At 39.6% G+C, this 19,305-nt stretch carries 20 protein-coding genes and 2 CRISPR repeat arrays (2 of these 22 running past the window's edge); of the genes, 16 read left to right on the top strand and 4 right to left on the bottom strand.

What is annotated here, in order from left to right; genetic code table 11:
• Positions 1 to 2,208: a CRISPR direct-repeat array (repeat unit 30 nt; unit sequence CTGCTAATCGTACCTGAGAGGAATTGAAAT); it reaches 598 nt to the left of the window's first position.
• Between the two features lie 104 nt (positions 2,209 to 2,312).
• Together LVD17_RS04915 and LVD17_RS04910 are read left to right on the top strand one after the other, a co-directional pair.
• Positions 2,313 to 3,448, top strand: a protein-coding gene (locus LVD17_RS04915; RefSeq protein WP_233765131.1) for an IS3 family transposase whose coding sequence is annotated in 2 segments (ribosomal slippage) — positions 2,313 to 2,574 and positions 2,574 to 3,448 — 1,137 coding nt in all. Because the reading frame shifts where the segments join, the coding sequence is not laid out codon by codon here.
• A gap of 56 nt (positions 3,449 to 3,504) precedes the next feature.
• Positions 3,505 to 3,828, top strand: a complete 324-nt coding sequence (locus tag LVD17_RS04910; protein ID WP_233765130.1) for a hypothetical protein — start codon at positions 3,505 to 3,507, stop codon at positions 3,826 to 3,828.
• Positions 3,829 to 3,944: 116 nt separating this feature from the next.
• Here the strand turns inward: LVD17_RS04910 and LVD17_RS04905 are convergent, their stop codons facing one another.
• The 4 genes from LVD17_RS04905 to LVD17_RS04890 form a co-directional block, all read right to left on the bottom strand.
• Positions 3,945 to 4,316, bottom strand: a complete 372-nt coding sequence (locus LVD17_RS04905) for an iron chaperone (protein WP_233765129.1) — start codon at positions 4,314 to 4,316, stop codon at positions 3,945 to 3,947.
• Positions 4,309 to 4,683: a DoxX family protein gene (locus tag LVD17_RS04900; protein ID WP_233765128.1), complete on the bottom strand. Its 375-nt coding sequence runs from the start codon at positions 4,681 to 4,683 to the stop codon at positions 4,309 to 4,311. The genes LVD17_RS04905 and LVD17_RS04900 overlap by 8 nt, the downstream gene beginning before the upstream one ends.
• Positions 4,684 to 4,707: 24 nt before the next feature.
• Complete coding sequence (locus LVD17_RS04895) at positions 4,708 to 5,115, bottom strand: VOC family protein (RefSeq protein ID WP_233765127.1); 408 nt, start codon at positions 5,113 to 5,115, stop codon at positions 4,708 to 4,710.
• An 87-nt stretch (positions 5,116 to 5,202) separates the two neighbouring features.
• Positions 5,203 to 5,874 (bottom strand): Crp/Fnr family transcriptional regulator, encoded by a 672-nt coding sequence (locus LVD17_RS04890; RefSeq protein ID WP_233765126.1) that lies wholly within the window; start codon positions 5,872 to 5,874, stop codon positions 5,203 to 5,205.
• 422 nt (positions 5,875 to 6,296) lie between these two features.
• On the opposite strand from LVD17_RS04890, the gene LVD17_RS04885 reads away from it, so the two are divergent.
• From LVD17_RS04885 to cas2, 14 genes are all read left to right on the top strand, one after another.
• Positions 6,297 to 6,521 (top strand): hypothetical protein, encoded by a 225-nt coding sequence (locus LVD17_RS04885; RefSeq protein WP_233765125.1) that lies wholly within the window; start codon positions 6,297 to 6,299, stop codon positions 6,519 to 6,521.
• 573 nt (positions 6,522 to 7,094) lie between these two features.
• A complete protein-coding gene (locus LVD17_RS04880; protein WP_233765124.1) occupies positions 7,095 to 7,598 on the top strand; it encodes a tetratricopeptide repeat protein in 504 nt (167 codons plus the stop codon).
• Positions 7,591 to 8,700, top strand: a complete 1,110-nt coding sequence (locus tag LVD17_RS04875) for a hypothetical protein (RefSeq protein ID WP_233765123.1) — start codon at positions 7,591 to 7,593, stop codon at positions 8,698 to 8,700. Before LVD17_RS04880 ends, LVD17_RS04875 begins: the two co-directional genes overlap by 8 nt.
• Positions 8,701 to 9,045: 345 nt before the next feature.
• Positions 9,046 to 9,354: a hypothetical protein gene (locus tag LVD17_RS04870; RefSeq protein ID WP_233765122.1), complete on the top strand. Its 309-nt coding sequence runs from the start codon at positions 9,046 to 9,048 to the stop codon at positions 9,352 to 9,354.
• A 25-nt stretch (positions 9,355 to 9,379) separates the two neighbouring features.
• Positions 9,380 to 9,793: a DUF8479 domain-containing protein gene (locus LVD17_RS04865; RefSeq protein ID WP_233765121.1), complete on the top strand. Its 414-nt coding sequence runs from the start codon at positions 9,380 to 9,382 to the stop codon at positions 9,791 to 9,793.
• 631 nt (positions 9,794 to 10,424) lie between these two features.
• On the top strand, positions 10,425 to 10,610 hold the full coding sequence (locus LVD17_RS04860; protein WP_233765120.1) for a hypothetical protein: 186 nt from the start codon (positions 10,425 to 10,427) through the stop codon (positions 10,608 to 10,610).
• Between the two features lie 307 nt (positions 10,611 to 10,917).
• A complete protein-coding gene (cas6, locus tag LVD17_RS04855) occupies positions 10,918 to 11,709 on the top strand; it encodes a CRISPR-associated endoribonuclease Cas6 (RefSeq protein ID WP_233765119.1) in 792 nt (263 codons plus the stop codon).
• Between the two features lie 7 nt (positions 11,710 to 11,716).
• The gene (locus tag LVD17_RS04850) at positions 11,717 to 12,301 is read left to right on the top strand and encodes a hypothetical protein (RefSeq protein WP_233765118.1); all 585 of its coding nucleotides are present in this window, start codon (positions 11,717 to 11,719) and stop codon (positions 12,299 to 12,301) included.
• On the top strand, positions 12,301 to 14,469 hold the full coding sequence (gene cas3 / locus LVD17_RS04845; protein WP_233765116.1) for a CRISPR-associated helicase Cas3': 2,169 nt from the start codon (positions 12,301 to 12,303) through the stop codon (positions 14,467 to 14,469). The genes LVD17_RS04850 and cas3 overlap by 1 nt, the downstream gene beginning before the upstream one ends.
• Positions 14,466 to 15,782: a hypothetical protein gene (locus tag LVD17_RS04840; protein ID WP_233765114.1), complete on the top strand. Its 1,317-nt coding sequence runs from the start codon at positions 14,466 to 14,468 to the stop codon at positions 15,780 to 15,782. The genes cas3 and LVD17_RS04840 overlap by 4 nt, the downstream gene beginning before the upstream one ends.
• Before the next feature lie 12 nt (positions 15,783 to 15,794).
• Positions 15,795 to 16,856 (top strand): CRISPR-associated protein Cas7, encoded by a 1,062-nt coding sequence (locus tag LVD17_RS04835; RefSeq protein WP_233765113.1) that lies wholly within the window; start codon positions 15,795 to 15,797, stop codon positions 16,854 to 16,856.
• Between the two features lie 57 nt (positions 16,857 to 16,913).
• Positions 16,914 to 17,414 (top strand): CRISPR-associated protein Cas4, encoded by a 501-nt coding sequence (cas4, locus tag LVD17_RS04830; protein ID WP_233765112.1) that lies wholly within the window; start codon positions 16,914 to 16,916, stop codon positions 17,412 to 17,414.
• 62 nt (positions 17,415 to 17,476) lie between these two features.
• A complete protein-coding gene (gene cas1b, locus LVD17_RS04825) occupies positions 17,477 to 18,481 on the top strand; it encodes a type I-B CRISPR-associated endonuclease Cas1b (RefSeq protein WP_233765111.1) in 1,005 nt (334 codons plus the stop codon).
• 1 nt (position 18,482) lies between these two features.
• Positions 18,483 to 18,743, top strand: a complete 261-nt coding sequence (gene cas2, locus LVD17_RS04820; protein ID WP_155171387.1) for a CRISPR-associated endonuclease Cas2 — start codon at positions 18,483 to 18,485, stop codon at positions 18,741 to 18,743.
• A 207-nt stretch (positions 18,744 to 18,950) separates the two neighbouring features.
• Positions 18,951 to 19,305: a CRISPR direct-repeat array (repeat unit 30 nt; unit sequence CTTCTAATCGCACCTGAGAGGAATTGAAAT) (it continues 1,258 nt past the right edge of the window).

Raw genomic sequence — 19,305 nt, 5'->3', positions numbered from 1 at the left:
ATCGTACCTGAGAGGAATTGAAATAGCACCGGAACCAGGTCTAGTGAGCTTTTCACGCTTACTGCTAATCGTACCTGAGAGGAATTGAAATATTCCTGAGTACCTTTCAAAATCCTCTCTTATGAACTGCTAATCGTACCTGAGAGGAATTGAAATTTCAACAATACCGGGCTTGACGGGAGGCTGTATGGCCTGCTAATCGTACCTGAGAGGAATTGAAATGTTGATACAGCCTGATATTATGCAGGAGGTTTCGCTGAACTGCTAATCGTACCTGAGAGGAATTGAAATGAAGTCTAACGAGAACAAAGACTATCGAGGCATTGTACTGCTAATCGTACCTGAGAGGAATTGAAATAACTATTAAATACCCTGTTGAGTCTTCGGAGTCGGTCTGCTAATCGTACCTGAGAGGAATTGAAATAAGGAAAAAAAATCCTAGGGGGCTTCGAACACAAACACTGCTAATCGTACCTGAGAGGAATTGAAATTGAGTATTGGTATTAGATCGCCCATCTTGCATGATACTGCTAATCGTACCTGAGAGGAATTGAAATCTCGACCTAACGGACATCGACAATTTTGAACAATTTCCTGCTAATCGTACCTGAGAGGAATTGAAATCCTCGTATACGGTACCGGAACAGTACAAGGCAACACTACTGCTAATCGTACCTGAGAGGAATTGAAATTCTTACAGGACAGTTTTTTCTCGTGTGATAAATCGACTGCTAATCGTACCTGAGAGGAATTGAAATCGACAAAACCGATGCGCAAAAATTTATTAAACGTACTGCTAATCGTACCTGAGAGGAATTGAAATCGTGTAGGTTTGTAATATTTAACCTTTCTTCGGCCCTGCTAATCGTACCTGAGAGGAATTGAAATTCGATTGTAAAGAGCTCGTACATTAAAAGGTTACGAACTGCTAATCGTACCTGAGAGGAATTGAAATAGGCGAACGTAAGAAGCAAAACCAGGAGTAAATCCGCTGCTAATCGTACCTGAGAGGAATTGAAATAGGAAGCGTGACAATTATTGAGCATAATGATTATCTCTGCTAATCGTACCTGAGAGGAATTGAAATATTGGAGTAGGAGCTGAAAGCTCTGCGTTATCTCCCTGCTAATCGTACCTGAGAGGAATTGAAATCACACTGATAAGATGTCAATATCAGGATGTAGATTACTGCTAATCGTACCTGAGAGGAATTGAAATACGAGATCGTTCAATAGGCGAGATTGGCATAGTATCTGCTAATCGTACCTGAGAGGAATTGAAATTGAGTAGCTTGTGCGCTTTCTTCCTCTTCTCATTTTACTGCTAATCGTACCTGAGAGGAATTGAAATTTTGATAAAGTACGTTTTACATACGCCTTATCAGGACTGCTAATCGTACCTGAGAGGAATTGAAATGAATATTGATGTCTGATATTCGATGTCTTTCAATACTGCTAATCGTACCTGAGAGGAATTGAAATAGTTATCAAATAGTGATCATGATTTTTCTTCTGTGTTCTGCTAATCGTACCTGAGAGGAATTGAAATGAAGAAACAAGTCAATTTTTAGAAAACAAGGGATTACTGCTAATCGTACCTGAGAGGAATTGAAATTGTTTCCGTGTGTTTGATTGTTTAACATGATACTACTGCTAATCGTACCTGAGAGGAATTGAAATATTAAAGAAGCCCGGCAAAGTAGATCATAGGGTGGCTGCTGCTAATCGTACCTGAGAGGAATTGAAATAAGAGCAGGCTATTGATGAGATTGAAAAAATAATACTGCTAATCGTACCTGAGAGGAATTGAAATGCTTCAAAAACCTTTGTCAGGTCTTTAGTTAGGTTCTGCTAATCGTACCTGAGAGGAATTGAAATTGGATAGAGCTGCACGTGCTGGATACAGAATGGTAGAACTGCTAATCGTACCTGAGAGGAATTGAAATTTTAGTATATAAATTTAATTATCATTTCACGAATACTGCTAATCGTACCTGAGAGGAATTGAAATTTTGATAAAGTACGTTTTACATACGCCTTATCAGGACTGCTAATCGTACCTGAGAGGAATTGAAATGAATATTGATGTCTGATATTCGATGTCTTTCAATACTGCTAATCGTACCTGAGAGGAATTGAAATAGTTATCAAATAGTGATAATGATTTTTCTTCTGTGTTCTGCTAATCGTACCTGAGAGGAATTGAAATTGTTGGCGCCAGTAATGCATAGAGTAAATGTGTACTTCTGTAAGCACCCCCGTAAATAGGACAGTTTAAAAGTAGAGAAAACAACTTAAATTTGAACTGTTTTTATGAAAAGGAAAAGATTTTCACCCCAGCAGATTGCCAGCATCTTAAAGGAGTTTGATGCAGGAAAAACGGCAGCAGAGATCAGTCGTGAACACGGCGTTAGCCAGGCTTCATTTTACAAATGGCGTCAGCGTTTTGGCGGAATGGAAGCTTCAGAGCTTCGCAAGTTGAAGGACCTTGAGGAAGAAAACCGAAGGTTAAAACATATGTACGCTGAACTGGCCCTTGATCTCAAACTTGCTAAAGAGATTATAGAAAAAAAGCTTTAAAGCCCTGTCATAAAAAGCAGCTCGTTAAAGAAGTACAGAATGAACTGAACTGTGGCATCAGCAGGGCGTGCCGTGTGCTAAATTTAGCCAAATCGGTATATTATTATCAGTCTATTAAGAATGATGAGTCTATAATATCAGCATTGCAGGCAAAGGCTGAGCAATTTCCTCGCGAAGGTTTTTGGAAAGCATTTAATCGTCTCAGAAATGAGGGTAATGAATGGAATCACAAGAAAGTTCATCGTATCTATAAAGCGTTGGGTTTAAACTTGCGTAGGAAAGTAAAGAGGAGATTGCCAGCAAGAATAAAAGAACCTCTGGAGGTGCCTGCTGCACTTAACCATACATGGTCTATTGATTTCATGAGTGATGCCTTATTCAATGGGCGTAAATTCCGCTCTTTCAATGTTATGGATGATTTTAATCGAGAAGCTTTGCATGTAGAGATCGATTATTCTTTAAAGAGCAATAAAGTGGTGTGGGTTTTAAATCACTTAATTAAACGCAGAGGGAAACCTTCGCGCATACGTATGGATAACGGTCCAGAATTTATAGCGGCATTAACACAAGAATGGAGCCGTATGCATGCAATAGAGTTCATTTATATTCAACCAGGTAAGCCTACTCAAAATGCATATGTTGAGAGACTGAATCGTACCTATAGAAACTATGTGCTTGATGCTTATGTGTTTGATTCTATAGATGAAGTACGACAAGCCACTGAAGATTGGATGTATGATTACAACTTTGTGAGGCCACATGAAAGCTTAAATGATAAGAGTCCTGTACAATACGCACAGGTGGCGTTAACAGTGGATAACTCTATCGAGTTACCCACAATTAACACCTACTATAATAATAATAATTAATATAAATTTATATTTTTATGTAGTCCTAAAACGGGGGTGCTTACATTATTGATAAAGTGCATGAAAAGCATTTTCAAGATGAGGAAAAGAATGAACTGCAGAATATTATTCAGAACCATTTAAAAGACATTGAAAGTCAATTGGATTTACACGATACTTTCAAAATTGAAATTCCTGAAGGTGAATTTTATGTCATAAAAAATCTTGGAGACGGTAACTATCTAGCCGTCGATACATACGGTAAGGTCTATGGTATGATCCATGATCCCTACGAAATTGATAAGTTATTTGAAAGTATAGCAGATTTTAAAGCAGGGATTGTTTCTGGATTATTTGATATTAAAAAATATTATGATCGAAAAATGTCAAACCCGTCCTAGCCGATATGACAAAATTAAAGGATGTCTCTCTGTGCTCATTTTCAGAGAGACATGATTCACAAAAGTTTAATCGCGAAACAGTTTGCGTGCAGGATTTATATTATAGAGTTTGTCTATTATTTCTTAGAAGCAAATTCTTTTTTCCTAAACTGCAAAATTCTTTTTATTAAATCTATGGGCAAAGGTTTGTCGAGCGGAAGCTGAATGGCAGACTTTGAAACCTTATAATCCTTCAATTCCGCTTCAAATTCTTTCAGCATTGCTTCGCTCCAAGGACTTGATATTGTCAAGTGCTTTGAAAATGCACAATAGTAGATTAAGTGATATTTCTCCCCCAATTTGAAAGCAGGGATTTGATAACTTATAACCTCTTGTGATTCAGGTGCTACCTTATGCACTAATTCACGAATGGCTTGCATTCTTTTGAGCGTGTCACCTGTAAAAGCTTTGTGATACTCGTCAATTGTTTTGTAGTCTGTCTTAGCCATTTGTTTTAATTTTTAAGTTATATACATATGAAATTGCAAGTATGCCACCGATTACCACTGGGGTTAAAATGTAGCCGATGTTCCCGTCCACTACAATGTGGCTTATTACAGCAAATATTAGGTTGAATGTCAAACCTGCATAAGCCCACTCTCTCAATTTGCTTGGTAATTTTCGTAACATTATCGCTGTTGCTCCTAAGACTTTGCAAATAATTAATGCATAAGCGAAATAGTCAGGATAGCCTAAAGGTTTTGTCCCTGCGTTAAAGTATTCGGGTGCAAACAGTAAGGTACTTAACGGCATCAGACCTTCCCATAAAAAGATGATGCTTGTGGCAATCCAAAAGATTATTCTATTCTTTTTCATTTTTGAAAAGTTTAAAGGTTGCTATTATTCATTAGGAAATTGCGTGATGTCCATATAGGCGAACTCCCACTGGTGTCCATCCAGGTCCGCAAAACTATGCTGGTACATCCATCCGTGGTCTTGTGGTTCACTGTAAAGGGTAGCCCCTAGTGTTTGGGCTTTTGTGACTATCTGTTGGACTTCATCTTTCGAATGTGTGTCCAACGCTATGAGCACTTCCGTACTTTCTTTTGCGTTGCAAAGTGGTTTTTTGGTAAAGGTTTTGAAGTACGCTTCTGTAAGCAGCATTACGAAAATGCTTTCGCTTACCACCATACATGCCGCATTTTCATCGGTAAACTGTGGATTAAAACTAAACCCCAAATTTGTAAAGAATTCCATCGATTTGTCAAGGTTCTTTACAGGCAGATTGATAAATACTTTTGTTGCCATTTTTTTGCTTTTTGAATGTTAATGATGGTACAAAGTTGTGGCAACCATGGGGTTAAAACTTTTACATATGTTGAGGAAATGAAAAAATTACTTATTCGCAAAGAATATTCTGCTTAATTGGGTGGGAGTGATGCCTAAATAGGAGGCAATGTGATGCTTTTTAAGCCTTTTTTCAAGATTGGGATATTTTTGAAGAAAGTCGTCATATCTTTTGGCGGCAGTTTCTGTTCTGAACGCAATTTCCAAGGGTTCTTTCTCAATTATCCAGTGGAGGTCGTTATACGCTATGTAGAAAAGAGCTAAATCCGGAAAAGAGTCAAATAATTTTCTCCACTCAAAAAAATTATATTCAAGAACCGTTGTATCCTCAAGTGCGGTAATGTAAAACCCACTAGGTTTTTTTGCCAACATTGCACCTAATGAAGCGGCCATTCGTTGTTCGGGGAAAAAATATTTTATAACCACATCGCCATTGTCCCCAATGTAGTTTTGTGAAAGCAATCCATTTACAACGAAAGACACTTTTTTGGGATATTGACCAATGTCAAGAATATTGTCACCTTTGTTATATTCTTTTAGTCGTAATAAATTTTTCCAAGCCAATTCTGCTTGTTCAGAAATGTTATGGTAAGTTCTTATTTTTTCAAAAAACAAGTAAGTATTCATTTCATTGCGTTCAATAATTTCCTGGTTGTTTTCAGTTTGCAGGTAATATCTATATAGTAGTATATTTATTATTTTACTATAACTATTTATCATTTACTCATTTGAATGATAGATAGTCATCTGATAATAAGCGTTTACAATCGATTATAACAGGCACTTTTAATTTACTCATTCGCATGACAACATCCTCCAAACTTTTCAAACCTCACAATCCACTTTCCAAAAGTTACTTTTTCGCGCGGAATTTAAAAATAGTCAATGCTAAATGACACACCATTGCTGAAGCCAATCCTTTAAATGTAAATGAATGGTTAGAAAAAACCATAAAAAGGAAAGACTTAGAAATAGGAGCTTTCATGATGCTTCCTATCGTCGTTGCTCGCATGTTCCCTACCGAAAAGGCTAACGCTATTTTAAATGAAATCTCATTTTGAAAAGATTGTAATGGCAAATAGCTGGAATTGGAACAAAAACTATTATTTAGCCTCAGAAATTAAAATCTAAAAAATATAAATATGAGTTATGATTTACATTGTTACTGCACACGCTTAAAAGAACCTACAATTGATGAGGTTGAGGAATTAATAGAGGATGAAGGTTATGAACAAAAAGAAAAATTCGACAGATGGAGTAATAATATTAAGCAACATATTATAAATAGCTTGCCCCAGGTTAATGACGAATTAGAAGTTTATCAACCAAATGAAGATACAACAGGTGATGATGGCTTCATAGACTAATTACACGTGAAGGTGATTTGCCGTCTCAGATTATGATTATGGATAATTATGTGACAATCATGGTTCCCTATGGGTATTCCGGAAAAGAAGCTAGATCAATCTTTAAGAATGTTGATGAATATATTAAATCCATATGTAAAGTCATAAATGGTGTAGTCTATGACCCACAAACGGAAAAAATATTTGATCCTCTAACAATATCAGCCTCACATGAGGCACTTTAGGCATATGAAAAAGTGGTAAATCAATTATATAATCCACCCGCTGGCAAAGAAAAAAAGTGGTGGAAATTTTGGTGGTAAGCTAGATTGATAAATGTATCCATTTGAAATTGCCCCTTTTCTGGTGCAGGTGTTCAGCGATAGTGTCACTTGTACTACTCTCATATCAGTTTAGACTGGCGCTGCATGTTGATTTTAAATATGAAAAATTTATTAATAGGTGTTTACCATTCGCGATCGGATCCACAATTTGCTAGCGGAGGTAGCTAAGCCTGATTGCATCTATGTAAAAATCAGACGCACTAAGCAGGCTGGGGAGCATAAGTAATAATTAGTAACCAGAAATCATAAAATGACCTTTAAAAAGAACTGGATGGTATTGGCCATCCCTATTTTGTTGTGTTTCAAGTGTAGTCCTCAAAGCTATCAGGCTACCGCCAGTCTGCCTGAGCCGGAGCCTGGGAAAAACCCAAGGCTGGTAAAGCTGATCATCCTCAATGAAGAGGTGATGGGCTTTAATAACACAACGGTTTTTATTGATATGCTCAACCATAAAATGTGGAAAGGCATAGAGGAAAAACTCCGGTATGTTAGTGATGAGCAGGCCCGTACGTTTATCAGGGGCATAGTATTAATGATGCAGAAGGAGTATGAGCAGGCATATCGTCAGCTTGCCAAAATTCCTGATTCGGCTTTTGGCTGCCAGGTAGGTATGCTTAAAACTGACTGCCTCTTTGAGTTGGGCAACAAAACCGTGAACTATCAGCACAATTATCAGCAGACCATGGACTGCACGGAAAATATAGACATAAAAGAAATAATAAACACCCGCTACAGATTTACCAGATATGAATAACAGACTACTAACGATGGCTACGGCCAGTATTATTGCTTCACTCTGTTCGTGTACTTCATCAAGAATGGTTCACCAGGAGCTGGCCGGCCAACCGGCCAGCCTGGAGTACCTGCACGACTCGAAGGTTTCGAAACAGGTTACTGATCTGCCTTTGTGCGTAGCCATGCCAGACGTTACCGATCACACATTTAAAGCCAACAGCCGCTTTGACAAAACCAAAAGTAAGGTGGTACCGGCCATATTTTATAATGGCTGGTACACTGAGTTTTTATATACTATTGGCAAATCGCAGATCAAAGAGGATATAGCTGTTTTTGTGCGTGAAAATGTAGCAGATGCAGCTACAAGAGACGGTCTTTTAAAGGCCGATACTGCTACAGCCGATACCAAACTGAGATTAACGATCACTATTGATAGCCTTGGAGCAAGCGGGCCATATGTATCAGAAGGGTATGTTGTGTACCTGCTGATAGCTTACAGCATGTCGCAGACGGAACGAGCAGGCCCCGGGGAAGCTTACTCAAGGTTTATCTATGAGCTTACCGATGACGGGGGTACGGTACTCACGGACACTGTTGAAAGCCTATTGATTACAGAGCCATTTGTACAAACAGCCGGAACAGTACAAAAGCTAAGGACTGATTTTAACGAACTCCTGGTAGAGACCTTGTCAGAGACTTTTAACGAAAATATTGAGCATATAGCAGGTGCTGTTACCAACTATGTAGAAACAACCTACCCCGATACCTTTTATGACAGACCGGTGGTAAAAGAGACGGCCGAATTGATGGAGCCACAGGCCCAGGTAGTGATTTACAGAAGAAGAAAGCGGCAGAAGGCCGAAGAGGTTGTATTAACCGTGAACGGACAAGGCCAGTTCACCTTAAACCCAAATGAGTATGAAAAACTTAAAACCAGCGCCGACCCGTTTGAGCTATGTGCTGATGGAAGTTGCATTACCATAACGCCTACACTAGCCGAGACCACATACGTTGAATGCGATCTGTCAAAGAAAGACGAACGAGCCGGCATAGACGTGGTAAAGCTAAAAGTGGGTAAGTTCTATGTGGAGCAGATCGATAATTTGACAGCGAGAAATTAGGTCTCTTAAGAGATGGAAAAACAAACTTTGATAAGGCCTTCTGCCAAAGCGGAGGCCACCATAAAACCAACCAAAATGAGGAAAATATTTTACGCGCTTATCGTGTGTGCCATGGGTTTGAAACCGGGTTTCGGACAGCAGTTACAAGAGGGAGAAAAATCTGGAGTGCGGAAGACAGGCTGAGCGTTGATGATTTTAAAATAAAGATCAGTGATGCAAATAGTGATGTCGTTTTTGGTCAATTCTACATGAAACACGCTGTTGGTGGATTTGACTTTATGAAGAAAAACTTCAATCACCAATGCTTTTTCAGGAAATGCCTCCTGGATAGATACCACCGGAGTAGTGAGTGTTGAAAAGATAATCGAGTATCAGCAAATGCAATTTGATCTCTCGGAAATACAGGCCCGAAAATTCAGAAAGCGTTTACTGGAAAACAAGGGGCAAATAGCCAAAGGGATGGGAATTGTAGATCAACTTAACAATGAAATTGCCACCGAGCTATCTGAGCTTCGCCTGAATATGGCGAGAGAAACCGAGAGCGGAAGAAACGAGCAAAAGGTTGCAGAGTGGAAAGAAAAGATTGCGGCAGAACTAAAAGCGCTGGATTTGTTCCGCTATGAGAACACAAAGAAAATCAAGCTTGAAAAATAAAGGTAACGGATAACAACTAATTCTTATGAATAAAAAGAACATTCCATCCATTGTAGGGGTAGTTATAGGAGCTGTAGCTTTCTTTTTAGTGTACAATTATTTTTTCGCCGGGCCGTCAACCGATGAAATACTGCAACATGCGGCAGCAAAAGTTAATGAGCAGTGTCCAATGTTAATTGATGATCAGACAAGGCTGGATAGTGCGACTGCTCTGCCCGATAATAATTTCCAGTACCGGTATACCTTATCCAATATTGATAAAAGTAATACGGATTTAGCTGTTTTGGAAGAAAACCTAAAAGCCATGATTATAGAGGCCATAAAGAACAACCCTGACATGACCACTTTTAAAGAGCTTGGCACCACGATTCAATACTACTACGAAGGCAGTGACGGAGAGCAGTTGTTTAACATTGTAATCACTGAGGATATGTGGTGATCATTAGAAGCTTCTCTAATCTGGTCTTAGGCTTAGCGCAACGGTCCTAAGACCCTAAGATGAAATAGGGCGTCCGCCCGGGCTAATTCTTTAATACTGTCTTTGAAACATGGGAAGAAAAGTATGCCATTCGGGATTAGCACGCCGTATCTGGAGCCGTTGCTATCTTCCGAAGACATCAGATGATTATTTAGGACAAGACACTTATTTGTACGCTTTCCGGGAGCAGTGAGTATTGCTCATAGAGGTTTTTGATAATACCGAGTCTAATGATTTACGTTTGCAATTGCTAATACTATTGCTGAAGCCCTTACCATTTTCTAGTAAGGCTTCACAAACAGGAGAGCTGCTAATCGTAATTGAGAGGAATTGAAATACATTAGCAGCATGGCAAGCGATTACACTTTTAATGAGGTCAGGTTTTCGATCAAGGATTGGAACGAGCCATAAGTAGAAAAACAAGTATGACATAAAGGATTGAGATGAAAGCTACACTGGTACAGGAAGGCCGGTTTTATCTGGATACTCTTTCCTTCTTCTTCCTGACAAAGAAAGTATTTAAAAACAAATGTTCCATTTGCTCCGGTCTGCCATATGGGTATGACCGGAGCCAAAAAACAAGGAGGATTCAATGAGAAATCTACTTAAACAACTGATGGCTGTCATAGTACTAACGGTTAGTCTGGCGGCCTGCAAAGACCATGATGTAAAACCGGTAAATGCAGATGCACCAAAGATTGATGTGCTGAATGGACAGGCGGATGGTACCGGAGATGGAGAAGATGAGGGTGATCCTATCATACAGGAAACTCCATAATTATAAAAGGGTGGGTTTCGGCTCACCCTTTTCTTTTAAAGCTCATTTCAAATTCAGATGATCCGTTTAATTTATTAGAAAGTAGTCTGGCGGCTACCTTAAAAATACCCAAGGTTGGGTATTGACAAGCGTTAATGTATTGGTCATTTTGCAAACTGCTGTACCTTGTTTTATAAACCTGACAAAGGAATAGTGGCTGTTCGGAAAGTAAACCTGGCCTTTCGGAAAAGTCAAGACGATACTCCTGATGTTTATATCTATTTTAGGTGCAGACAAAGTCAGGAAATAAGTTAACCCATACTAACAGATGCGCTTTCAAATTTTATTTTCACTTCCGCAAAGGGATAAATTCTTACCGGTTGATTATCAGTACTACATTAGTAGCTGGATATACAAACGCATAGGAGAGGCCAATCAGGAATTTGCGCAGTTTCTTCACAACGAAGGGTACGGTGAAGGCAACCGAAAATTTAAGTTTTTTAATTTCAGTCCATTGAATCTTAAGCCCTACCAGGCACATTGGGATCGGGGAGTTTTTGAATTGCTGGGGCATGAGATTAGCCTGACAGTGAGCTTTTACCTCCCAGAAATAGCTGAGCCTTTTGTGAAGGGGCTGTTTATGAACAATGAAATATTTATAGGTGATCGTATTAATAGTGTACAGTTAAAGGTAAAGGAGATTCGCATACTTGCTACACCAGACTTTAAAGAAATCATGTCTTATCGCCTGATCTCCCCTTGTTGTATTACTCGCCCCAAGCGAGACGGAGAAGCCCATGGGCAGTATCTCCCTCCGGAGGATCCTGAATTTATACCCCGATTGATCGAGAACCTCAAAACCAAGTTTGAGACAGCACAACACGTGCCTTCCTATGTGGGAGACTCAAATGGTGGTGAAATGGACATTGACATTCAAACCTTAGGTCGGAAGCCCAAATCTAAATTGATTAAAGTTAAAGCCCTCACAAAGGAAGCAACAGATGTACGTGGCTGGCTCTTTGACTGTAAGGTTACGGCCCCCGTGGAGGTGCATGAATTTATATGGAATGTAGGGTTAGGCGAGAAGGGGAGTATGGGGTTTGGTATGGTGGAAAACTAGATAAGTGATGAAATATTATGTTGTCAAATATACCGGCCCTTTCGGTTTTATTAAGCCCTGGACTGCGGTGCGGGATAGCGAAACCTTCAGCCAGCAGTTTTTAACTCCTTCTATTGTAGAGGGAATGGAAAAGAAGTTGTTTCCTCAACTTTTGAAGGAGCAGGGAATAAAGAAAATTGTTGGGCACCGACTATCATATGATCAAATAACAAGTCAGCAGGAAGTTATACAGACAAGAGGATGGAACTCTACCCGAAAAGGATCGCAGTACCTTTTTGACAGACCAACAGCAGTGCTTATAAGGGGTATTCTGCATAATCCTGTATTGCATATTGCTTTTGCTACATTACAAGATGCCGAGGATGCTTGTACGCAGCATATTTGTCTTTGTCGAAATGAAGATATACTCTTTCCGGAAGAGATTATTGAAACAACCGATGAACAGTTTCAAAATAATGATGAGCTTTTTGCCGGTTATGAACTGGTTTTTGAAAGGAAAGATAAATCCTTTCTGGTAGGTTATCATCGGGTAAGCCAGCAGCCTATGTATGGATGGATAAGAGTAGTAGGCCAACCTGTAAACGTGTACTGATGAAACAGATTTTTGCTAAATCGGCCCCTGAATGGACACCATTAAAAGACCATCTTTTACATGTTGCCAGTGCAGCACGCGCTTTTGCCAGATACCTGGGCATGGATGAACTTCTTGCTTATCATGGAGCCATTCTTCATGATATAGGAAAGGCTCACTTACGATTCCAAAAAAGGTTGAAAGAAAAAGACACTAACAATAGCGTTCTTCGGCACGAGATCTCATCTCTTCTGTTCTTGTCTGTCTTTCCTGAAAAAGAACATCCAGCTTTAATAGAAATGGTGGCAGGACATCATAAATCTGTACGCTATGATGCTGGCGATAAGGGGCTGCTTGATCTTGAGAATGGATATGACTATGAGGATTTTCATGTTGGAAAGTGGGAAGAATGGAGCCCAGATGCCTTTAATGTTTTAGAGGAACTGGGAATAAACTGTAAGCCATTTGATGAGGAAATTGCCCGTAACAACCTTGCCCTGGCTATTGATTATTGTAAAAGGAAAACAAAAGAAAAAGGTTATTCAGAATGGCGCGGACTTCTGATGGGAGCAGATCATTTTGCCTCCGCTTTAATTGATGATACAGATCATTACCTAAAAAAAGCTTTTATAAAACCTGATTTAAGTTTTTTTAACCGTACGGATGAGCTTTATCCACTGTCACGCAAGGACACCTCATCTTCAAAGAAACACACAATAGTAGTTGCTTGTACCGGGGCAGGTAAAACGGACTTTCTTTTTAAGCGTACACATGGAAGGGTCTTCTACACATTGCCCTTTCAGGCATCGATCAATGCTATGTATAAGCGTGTGCATAAAGATTTGCGGGAAACCAACCCTGATCTGGATATACGGGTATTGCATGCATCTTCCAGTATAGTGAAGAGGAGTGGGGCTGAAGAAGAAGCTGTTTTGCAACCTTTGTTTGGTTCCTCTATTAAGATATTAACCCCACATCAATTAGCTGCTATTGCCTTTGGCATGAAAGGGTATGAGGCGTTAATTCTCGATTTAAGAGGTTGTGACATTATTCTTGATGAAATACATACTTACAACGGTATATCTCAAGCCATTGTATTGAAGCTGGTTGAGATACTGAAATCAATTGATTGCAGTATACATATTGGCACTGCAACTATGCCTTCGGCATTATACCAAAAGATAGCGGCTTTGCTGGGAGATGATGTTTTGGAAGTGAAGCTATCAAATGAAGAAATGGATCAGTTTGATCGGCATGTCATTCATAAGCTTCAAACGTTAGATGAGGCTAATCCACTGATTAACAAAGCTATTGATAATAAGGAAAAAGTGTTGGTGGTCTGTAATCGAGTTGCCAAGGCTCAGGAAGCTTATCAATTGCTGAAAATGCAATATCCGGACGTTGATATTCTTTTGCTTCATAGCCGCTTTAAACGTGGTGATAGAAATAAAAAGGAAAAGGAACTCATTGGGCTTGATGACGATGGCAATTCAGCAGGGCGATTCAATACAGGTAACGACGCATGTATTGTGGTTTCTACACAAATTGTGGAGGTAAGTCTGGATATCAGCTTTGATTTGATGATTACGGAGTGTGCCCCTATAGATGCTTTGGTACAGCGTTTTGGGCGTATTAATCGCAAGCGGTCAAAGAACACAATTGATGTACTTAAGGCTATTTATGTAATTGCCCCTCCTGAAAATGATAAGGATGCCAAACCCTATGATTTGGAAATACTAAAAAGGTCTTTTGAGGTTCTGCCAAATGGCGAAGTTTTAAAGGAGAGGAGCTTGCAAGAGAAAATTGATAGGGTGTTTCCTTCAATCGATTTTTTGAATATTGAGGAGCTTTCCATTTTCAAATCTAACGGTCTGATATCTATAAAGAAGTTGATTCATAGCAGAGATCCTATTTTGATGAAGCTCTTGGAGATAGATTCAGTGACCTGTATAGTAGAGAGTGACCTGTCAGAATACTTACATTCCCAGAATGTGAAAAAGGAAGCGTTGTATGAGCATCGCCTGGAAATGGAAATACCCATTTATTATAATTACGTTCGGCATATAAAGCCAATTGAGAAAGGTAATAGGCCATTTCCTATACCTGATCATGCTTATGATCCGGAGTATGGTTTAATGGTGACCAAAATCAAGGAAAATCAGTTTAACCCAGACCTGCAAATGCTATGATCACATCAGTAGTTGGAAGAACATTTTTGAATGCTTACAATGAACAGTATGGCAAAACATATTCTCCAAAAGAGTTTTTTGAAAAGGAGTATTGGCAGCTTTTTTATAATTACCCAAAATACATGCAGTGGGTAACTAATTCTCCATTTGTACAAATGAGGTCAGGTCAAAAGCCTCATCTACTGAATGACGTGGAAAGAGTGGAGAAGCTTGAAGCACTCTATGAAAAGGCAAATAAAGAAGTTCCGGATGCCAGTTTTGCGCTGGGGTTTCCAGCTTCAGAGTCAAAAGAATATGCCAGTACTTCCGGTCTTGTTAGTGACCTTGCTATACCTGTAAATGAGGAAGAAGTGTATTTGTCATGGATAGGAAGTGGGTTGGGTATTGGGGTTGCAGGAGGCTTTACTATTCTTTTTGATAACCCTGCGATTACCCTTCAAACCTTTGAAGGCTGGAAGGTTTACAGGAAGTATTTAAATGATCCCACTTTAGAAAAATTAAGAGGCAATCAGGTCAATACATGGAACGGACAATGGTTAAGCTATTCAATGAATCCTCAGGAGTATGATTCAGATTTTGATCTGTTTGAACTGACTCAGCAAGGGATTTTCAAAGTAGATGCCTCCTTGGCCGAGGTAAATACAGTGAATTGGTCTCAACTATTTTTCAGTCTTTCGCAACAATTCTTCAAAGTTGAAATGATGGGCTATGTTTATGGGTTTGGACAAACCAATAAGACAATTGGATTTATACCTTTTCAATTCAAATCTGGTAGTGACATTAAGGAAGTGTATAAGCAATTATTTGGCGGGAAGTATTCGAACCCCAAAGAGTTTGAAAGTTTGTTTGGAATGCATATCAAACGAGCTTGTGAGTTGGGAAGTATTGGTCTTTTGGCGCTACGCCCTGAAGGACTTAAGAAATATCTAAAAGAAGGGAAAAACCTTTCATTCAAAAAAGATGAAGATCTAATTAATTATCAAGCATATAAAACCTGGTTAATGGCTATGTTATCAAAGAACAAAGAAGAAATTAAAGACTATACATTAGAGTTGGCGAAGACCATTCAGAAGTATAGGTCTGGGGGAACTAAGCTGGATCGAAAAACCCTCATTGAAAAGGAACTGTTTGCTTCGCCTTCTAAAAGGGGGTTTATAGAAGCATTGACCAAAATGGTGAAAGACCTCGAAGGGGATGACTTAATTACGATTAAAAAATTAAAGGATGAGGTGCACCTGATGACTAATGAAGAGTATGGATACTTCTGCACACTTCTGAAGTTCGATTATGCCTACGTTGAACAGCAATCTTAAATATATAACATAATGAATACCATTTATATAAGGACTCTAAAGAGGGCAGAACATACCGTATTTAACGTATCAGATGGCCAAAAATATTATTATGACAACCAATTTGCTCGGAGAATCCCATTTTCTAGTGGTCAGCAGGTAAAGCGATCCATGATTGATTCGCTATGTGAAGCAATTAATCAGGTTCCTTCCCCAACAACATTTCTTTTTGATGTTACCAAACAAAAAGAACTTAAAGAGGGGGAGGTCTACGGTACATGTGACCCTGCCTATGCCGACCAACTGTTTGGTGGCTGGATGAAGGCAGCAAAAGGAGGAAAAGATAGAACACTCAAACGGCGCAGTCCCCTCTCAATATCTGCAATGCGTGCCCTGCATCCTTTGTTAGCGGGAATGGACACTGAAAATGCTTCGTTTGATAGAAGTGATAGACCAAACAATAAAGTGATCGTTCGAGACGAAAAAGGAAATGAACTCAGTGCTGAGGATATTGTAACTTTTCTTGAAGGCAAGGATCGAAGTTTGAGCAGGAAATGGATTCCTGATAATAGAAGGGCAACAGGGCTCTTTGTATTTGACATAGCCATTGACTTACGCAGGCTCTTCTCAGTAAGTATTAATTCATTTGAACCTGAAATGACTGATTCAACCATTGAAAAACTTAAATCTGAGGGGTGGGTTAATTCTGAAAATGTATTTGGCCCATGTCTGGTTGCTCCAAAAGCTATTCGTGAAAAGTGGATCAAAGGTCTTGCCCATTCAATAATCAACTGGAGAATAACCTCTAACCAGTCAAGAACATTCAGTTTGATGGATACTTTGGCTATCGCTATTAGTGATAACGCTAATCTTGTGGCAGGAAGTATACGAGCCAAGCTTTCTGAAGAAGACTCTAAAAAAGCAGATCCAATTATTGATGAACACCTTGAAGGCGTTGAATCTTTTATCACGCTACAAGCAGGTGGATATATCCAGACAAAAGGGGAAACTGCTGATGCTCTTAAAAAGGCGGAGCAAAAATTAATTGATCTTATGTCTGCTTTTGGTTATGAAAACCAGATGGCCGTAGTGTAGTGTTTGAAATTCAAAACCCTCCAAGGGTTCAAAACCCTTGGAGGGTTATTAAGTAGAATGAACATCACCGCCACCCACATCAACTACTACCACATCTGCCATCGCAAGCTTTGGCTTTTTAGCCAGGGTATACAGATGGAGCATACCTCTTCAGTGGTGGACGAAGGTAACCTTATTCATGAGACCAGCTACCCGCAGCGTGCAGCCAAATTTACCGAGCTGGAATTGGCGGGTGCCAAAATAGATTTTTATGATGAGAAGAATCGTGTTGTGCATGAGATCAAGAAGAGCAACAAAGTAGAAGAGGCCCATGAGTGGCAGGTAAAGTACTACCTGCTGCTGCTTCTACGGGCAGGAATTGAAGGCGCTACCGGCATTTTAGAGTACCCCAAATTAAAGAAAATAACCCATGTTGAGCTTTTTGAAGATGACATACTAAAGCTCGAAGAAGCCGAAAAGCATATAGAAGAGATTGTAAAAGATGATATGGTACCCAAACGGATTAATAAAAGCTTTTGCAAGAAGTGTAGCTATTTTGATTTGTGCTGGGTGGAGTAACCAATATTTATTAACTAACCCTCCAAGGGTTTCGAACCCTTGGAGGGTTATGTGTCAAGTGGATGAAAAAAACATATTACCTCTTTAACCCCGGCCGGCTGAGCCGGCGTGATAATACCTTGAAGTTTACCCCGGTAGATGAAAGTGGTCAGGAACTTATGCCGAAGTATATCCCTGTGGAGTCAGTCTCAGACCTCTTTATTTTCGGTAGCCTGGATGCCAATTCTAGTTTGTATAACTTTCTGGGTAAACAACAAATCAATGTACATTTCTTTGATTATTATGAACACTATACCGGAAGCTTTTACGCCAAAGAATATCTGCTTGCCGGTAAACTACAGGTGAGCCAGACCCAACATTACCTTTCCCATAAAAAGAGGCTTGCCATTGCAAAATCATTTGTTAAAGGCGGTGCCGCCAATATGCTGAGAAACCTGAAATACTACCAAACGCGCGGCAAGGAGCTTACTGCCTGCATCGACACCATGGATTTGTGGTGCGAGAGTATAGACAGTGCCAATGCCATTGCTGAGCTCATGGGTATCGAAGGCAACATCCGCCAATGCTATTATGTGGGGTTTGATGAAATATTAAAAGAGCTGAAGATGGAGGGCAGGAGCAAGCAACCTCCCAAAAATGAAGTCAACAGCCTGATCAGCTTCGGCAACATGCTATGCTATACCATCTGCCTTGACCAGATCTATCACACCCAACTCAATCCTACCATCAGTTTCTTGCATGAGCCGGGAGCCAGAAGGTTTAGCCTGGCACTTGACCTGGCAGAGATATTTAAGCCCATGCTTGTAGACAGGGTTATTTTCTCCGTATTGAACAAACAGCAACTTAAAGCTTCGGATTTTCATGAGGGTACTGGCCGGATAACGCTAAAGGAAGGTGGTAAAAAGGCCTTTTTGAAAACCTGGGAAGAAAAACTAAACCAGACCATCAAGCATCGCAGCCTGGGTCGGCATGTCAGCTATAAGCATCTGATCAAGCTGGAATGCTACAAGTTGTGTAACCATATGATAGGTACGCAAGAGTACAAACCCTTTAGAGCATGGTGGTAGTATGTATGTGATCCTGATGTACGATATCAATGAAAAACGCGTAGGTAAGATGCTGAAACTATGCCGACGATACCTGCACTGGATCCAAAACTCCGTATTTGAAGGAGAGCTTTCCGAAGTTAAGCTAAAGAGACTTAAAAGTGAGGCCAAAAGCATCATGGAAGACACCGATAGCCTGATTATCTTCAAAAGCAAAGATGAACGCTGGCTGGACAAAGAGGTGGTGGGCGATGAAAAAAATAAAATAGATAACTTCCTTTAGTCGTCGGTCTGGTGTACTTCACCCTGAATCCATGTCGTACATATCTTGGATTGATTTTAATTTATTGTAAATCAGTTAGTTGTTGGTGTCGTCTAACCCCCGTATAAATTATATGATAAGAGGTAGACGATTTAGAGGGATAAATAAGTTCTTTGACATGTTGTTTTATTTATGAAATGAGCCGATTTTTACTCTTGAGCCTAACGGCTTCTAATCGCACCTGAGAGGAATTGAAATTAAATTCTGAGCTTGTTTGAATAAGTGAGGCCGTACTTCTAATCGCACCTGAGAGGAATTGAAATTGTCCGGCTTACATTCACCCTCAATAAAAACACTATCGCTTCTAATCGCACCTGAGAGGAATTGAAATAATAATGTTTAGTACTCGTACATCATATATTGACTAACTTCTAATCGCACCTGAGAGGAATTGAAATAGAATTTCGGTTTTGAATCCGTCTTGGATCACTTTCTTCTAATCGCACCTGAGAGGAATTGAAATAGTCCTGAGCGTAGGCGTATTCTGCTAAGTTTTTGTTACTTCTAATCGCACCTGAGAGGA

The organism is Fulvivirga ulvae (assembly GCF_021389975.1).
Classification (GTDB): Bacteria; Bacteroidota; Bacteroidia; order Cytophagales; family Cyclobacteriaceae; genus Fulvivirga; species Fulvivirga ulvae.
This window is presented reverse-complemented; position numbering and strand designations above follow the sequence as displayed.

Bases quoted from the DNA above. Each gene is read 5' to 3' on its own strand.
- LVD17_RS04905 (WP_233765129.1), bottom strand. From the start codon at position 4,316: ATGGCTAAGACAGACTACAAAACAATTGACGAGTATCACAAAGCTTTT.
- LVD17_RS04900 (WP_233765128.1), bottom strand. From the start codon at position 4,683: ATGAAAAAGAATAGAATAATCTTTTGGATTGCCACAAGCATCATCTTT.
- LVD17_RS04895 (WP_233765127.1), bottom strand. From the start codon at position 5,115: ATGGCAACAAAAGTATTTATCAATCTGCCTGTAAAGAACCTTGACAAA.
- LVD17_RS04890 (WP_233765126.1), bottom strand. From the start codon at position 5,874: ATGATAAATAGTTATAGTAAAATAATAAATATACTACTATATAGATAT.
- LVD17_RS04885 (WP_233765125.1), top strand. From the start codon at position 6,297: ATGAGTTATGATTTACATTGTTACTGCACACGCTTAAAAGAACCTACA.
- LVD17_RS04880 (WP_233765124.1), top strand. From the start codon at position 7,095: ATGACCTTTAAAAAGAACTGGATGGTATTGGCCATCCCTATTTTGTTG.
- LVD17_RS04875 (WP_233765123.1), top strand. From the start codon at position 7,591: ATGAATAACAGACTACTAACGATGGCTACGGCCAGTATTATTGCTTCA.
- LVD17_RS04865 (WP_233765121.1), top strand. From the start codon at position 9,380: ATGAATAAAAAGAACATTCCATCCATTGTAGGGGTAGTTATAGGAGCT.
- LVD17_RS04860 (WP_233765120.1), top strand. From the start codon at position 10,425: ATGAGAAATCTACTTAAACAACTGATGGCTGTCATAGTACTAACGGTT.
- cas6 (WP_233765119.1), top strand. From the start codon at position 10,918: ATGCGCTTTCAAATTTTATTTTCACTTCCGCAAAGGGATAAATTCTTA.
- LVD17_RS04850 (WP_233765118.1), top strand. From the start codon at position 11,717: ATGAAATATTATGTTGTCAAATATACCGGCCCTTTCGGTTTTATTAAG.
- cas3 (WP_233765116.1), top strand. From the start codon at position 12,301: ATGAAACAGATTTTTGCTAAATCGGCCCCTGAATGGACACCATTAAAA.
- LVD17_RS04840 (WP_233765114.1), top strand. From the start codon at position 14,466: ATGATCACATCAGTAGTTGGAAGAACATTTTTGAATGCTTACAATGAA.
- LVD17_RS04835 (WP_233765113.1), top strand. From the start codon at position 15,795: ATGAATACCATTTATATAAGGACTCTAAAGAGGGCAGAACATACCGTA.
- cas4 (WP_233765112.1), top strand. From the start codon at position 16,914: ATGAACATCACCGCCACCCACATCAACTACTACCACATCTGCCATCGC.
- cas1b (WP_233765111.1), top strand. From the start codon at position 17,477: ATGAAAAAAACATATTACCTCTTTAACCCCGGCCGGCTGAGCCGGCGT.
- cas2 (WP_155171387.1), top strand. From the start codon at position 18,483: ATGTATGTGATCCTGATGTACGATATCAATGAAAAACGCGTAGGTAAG.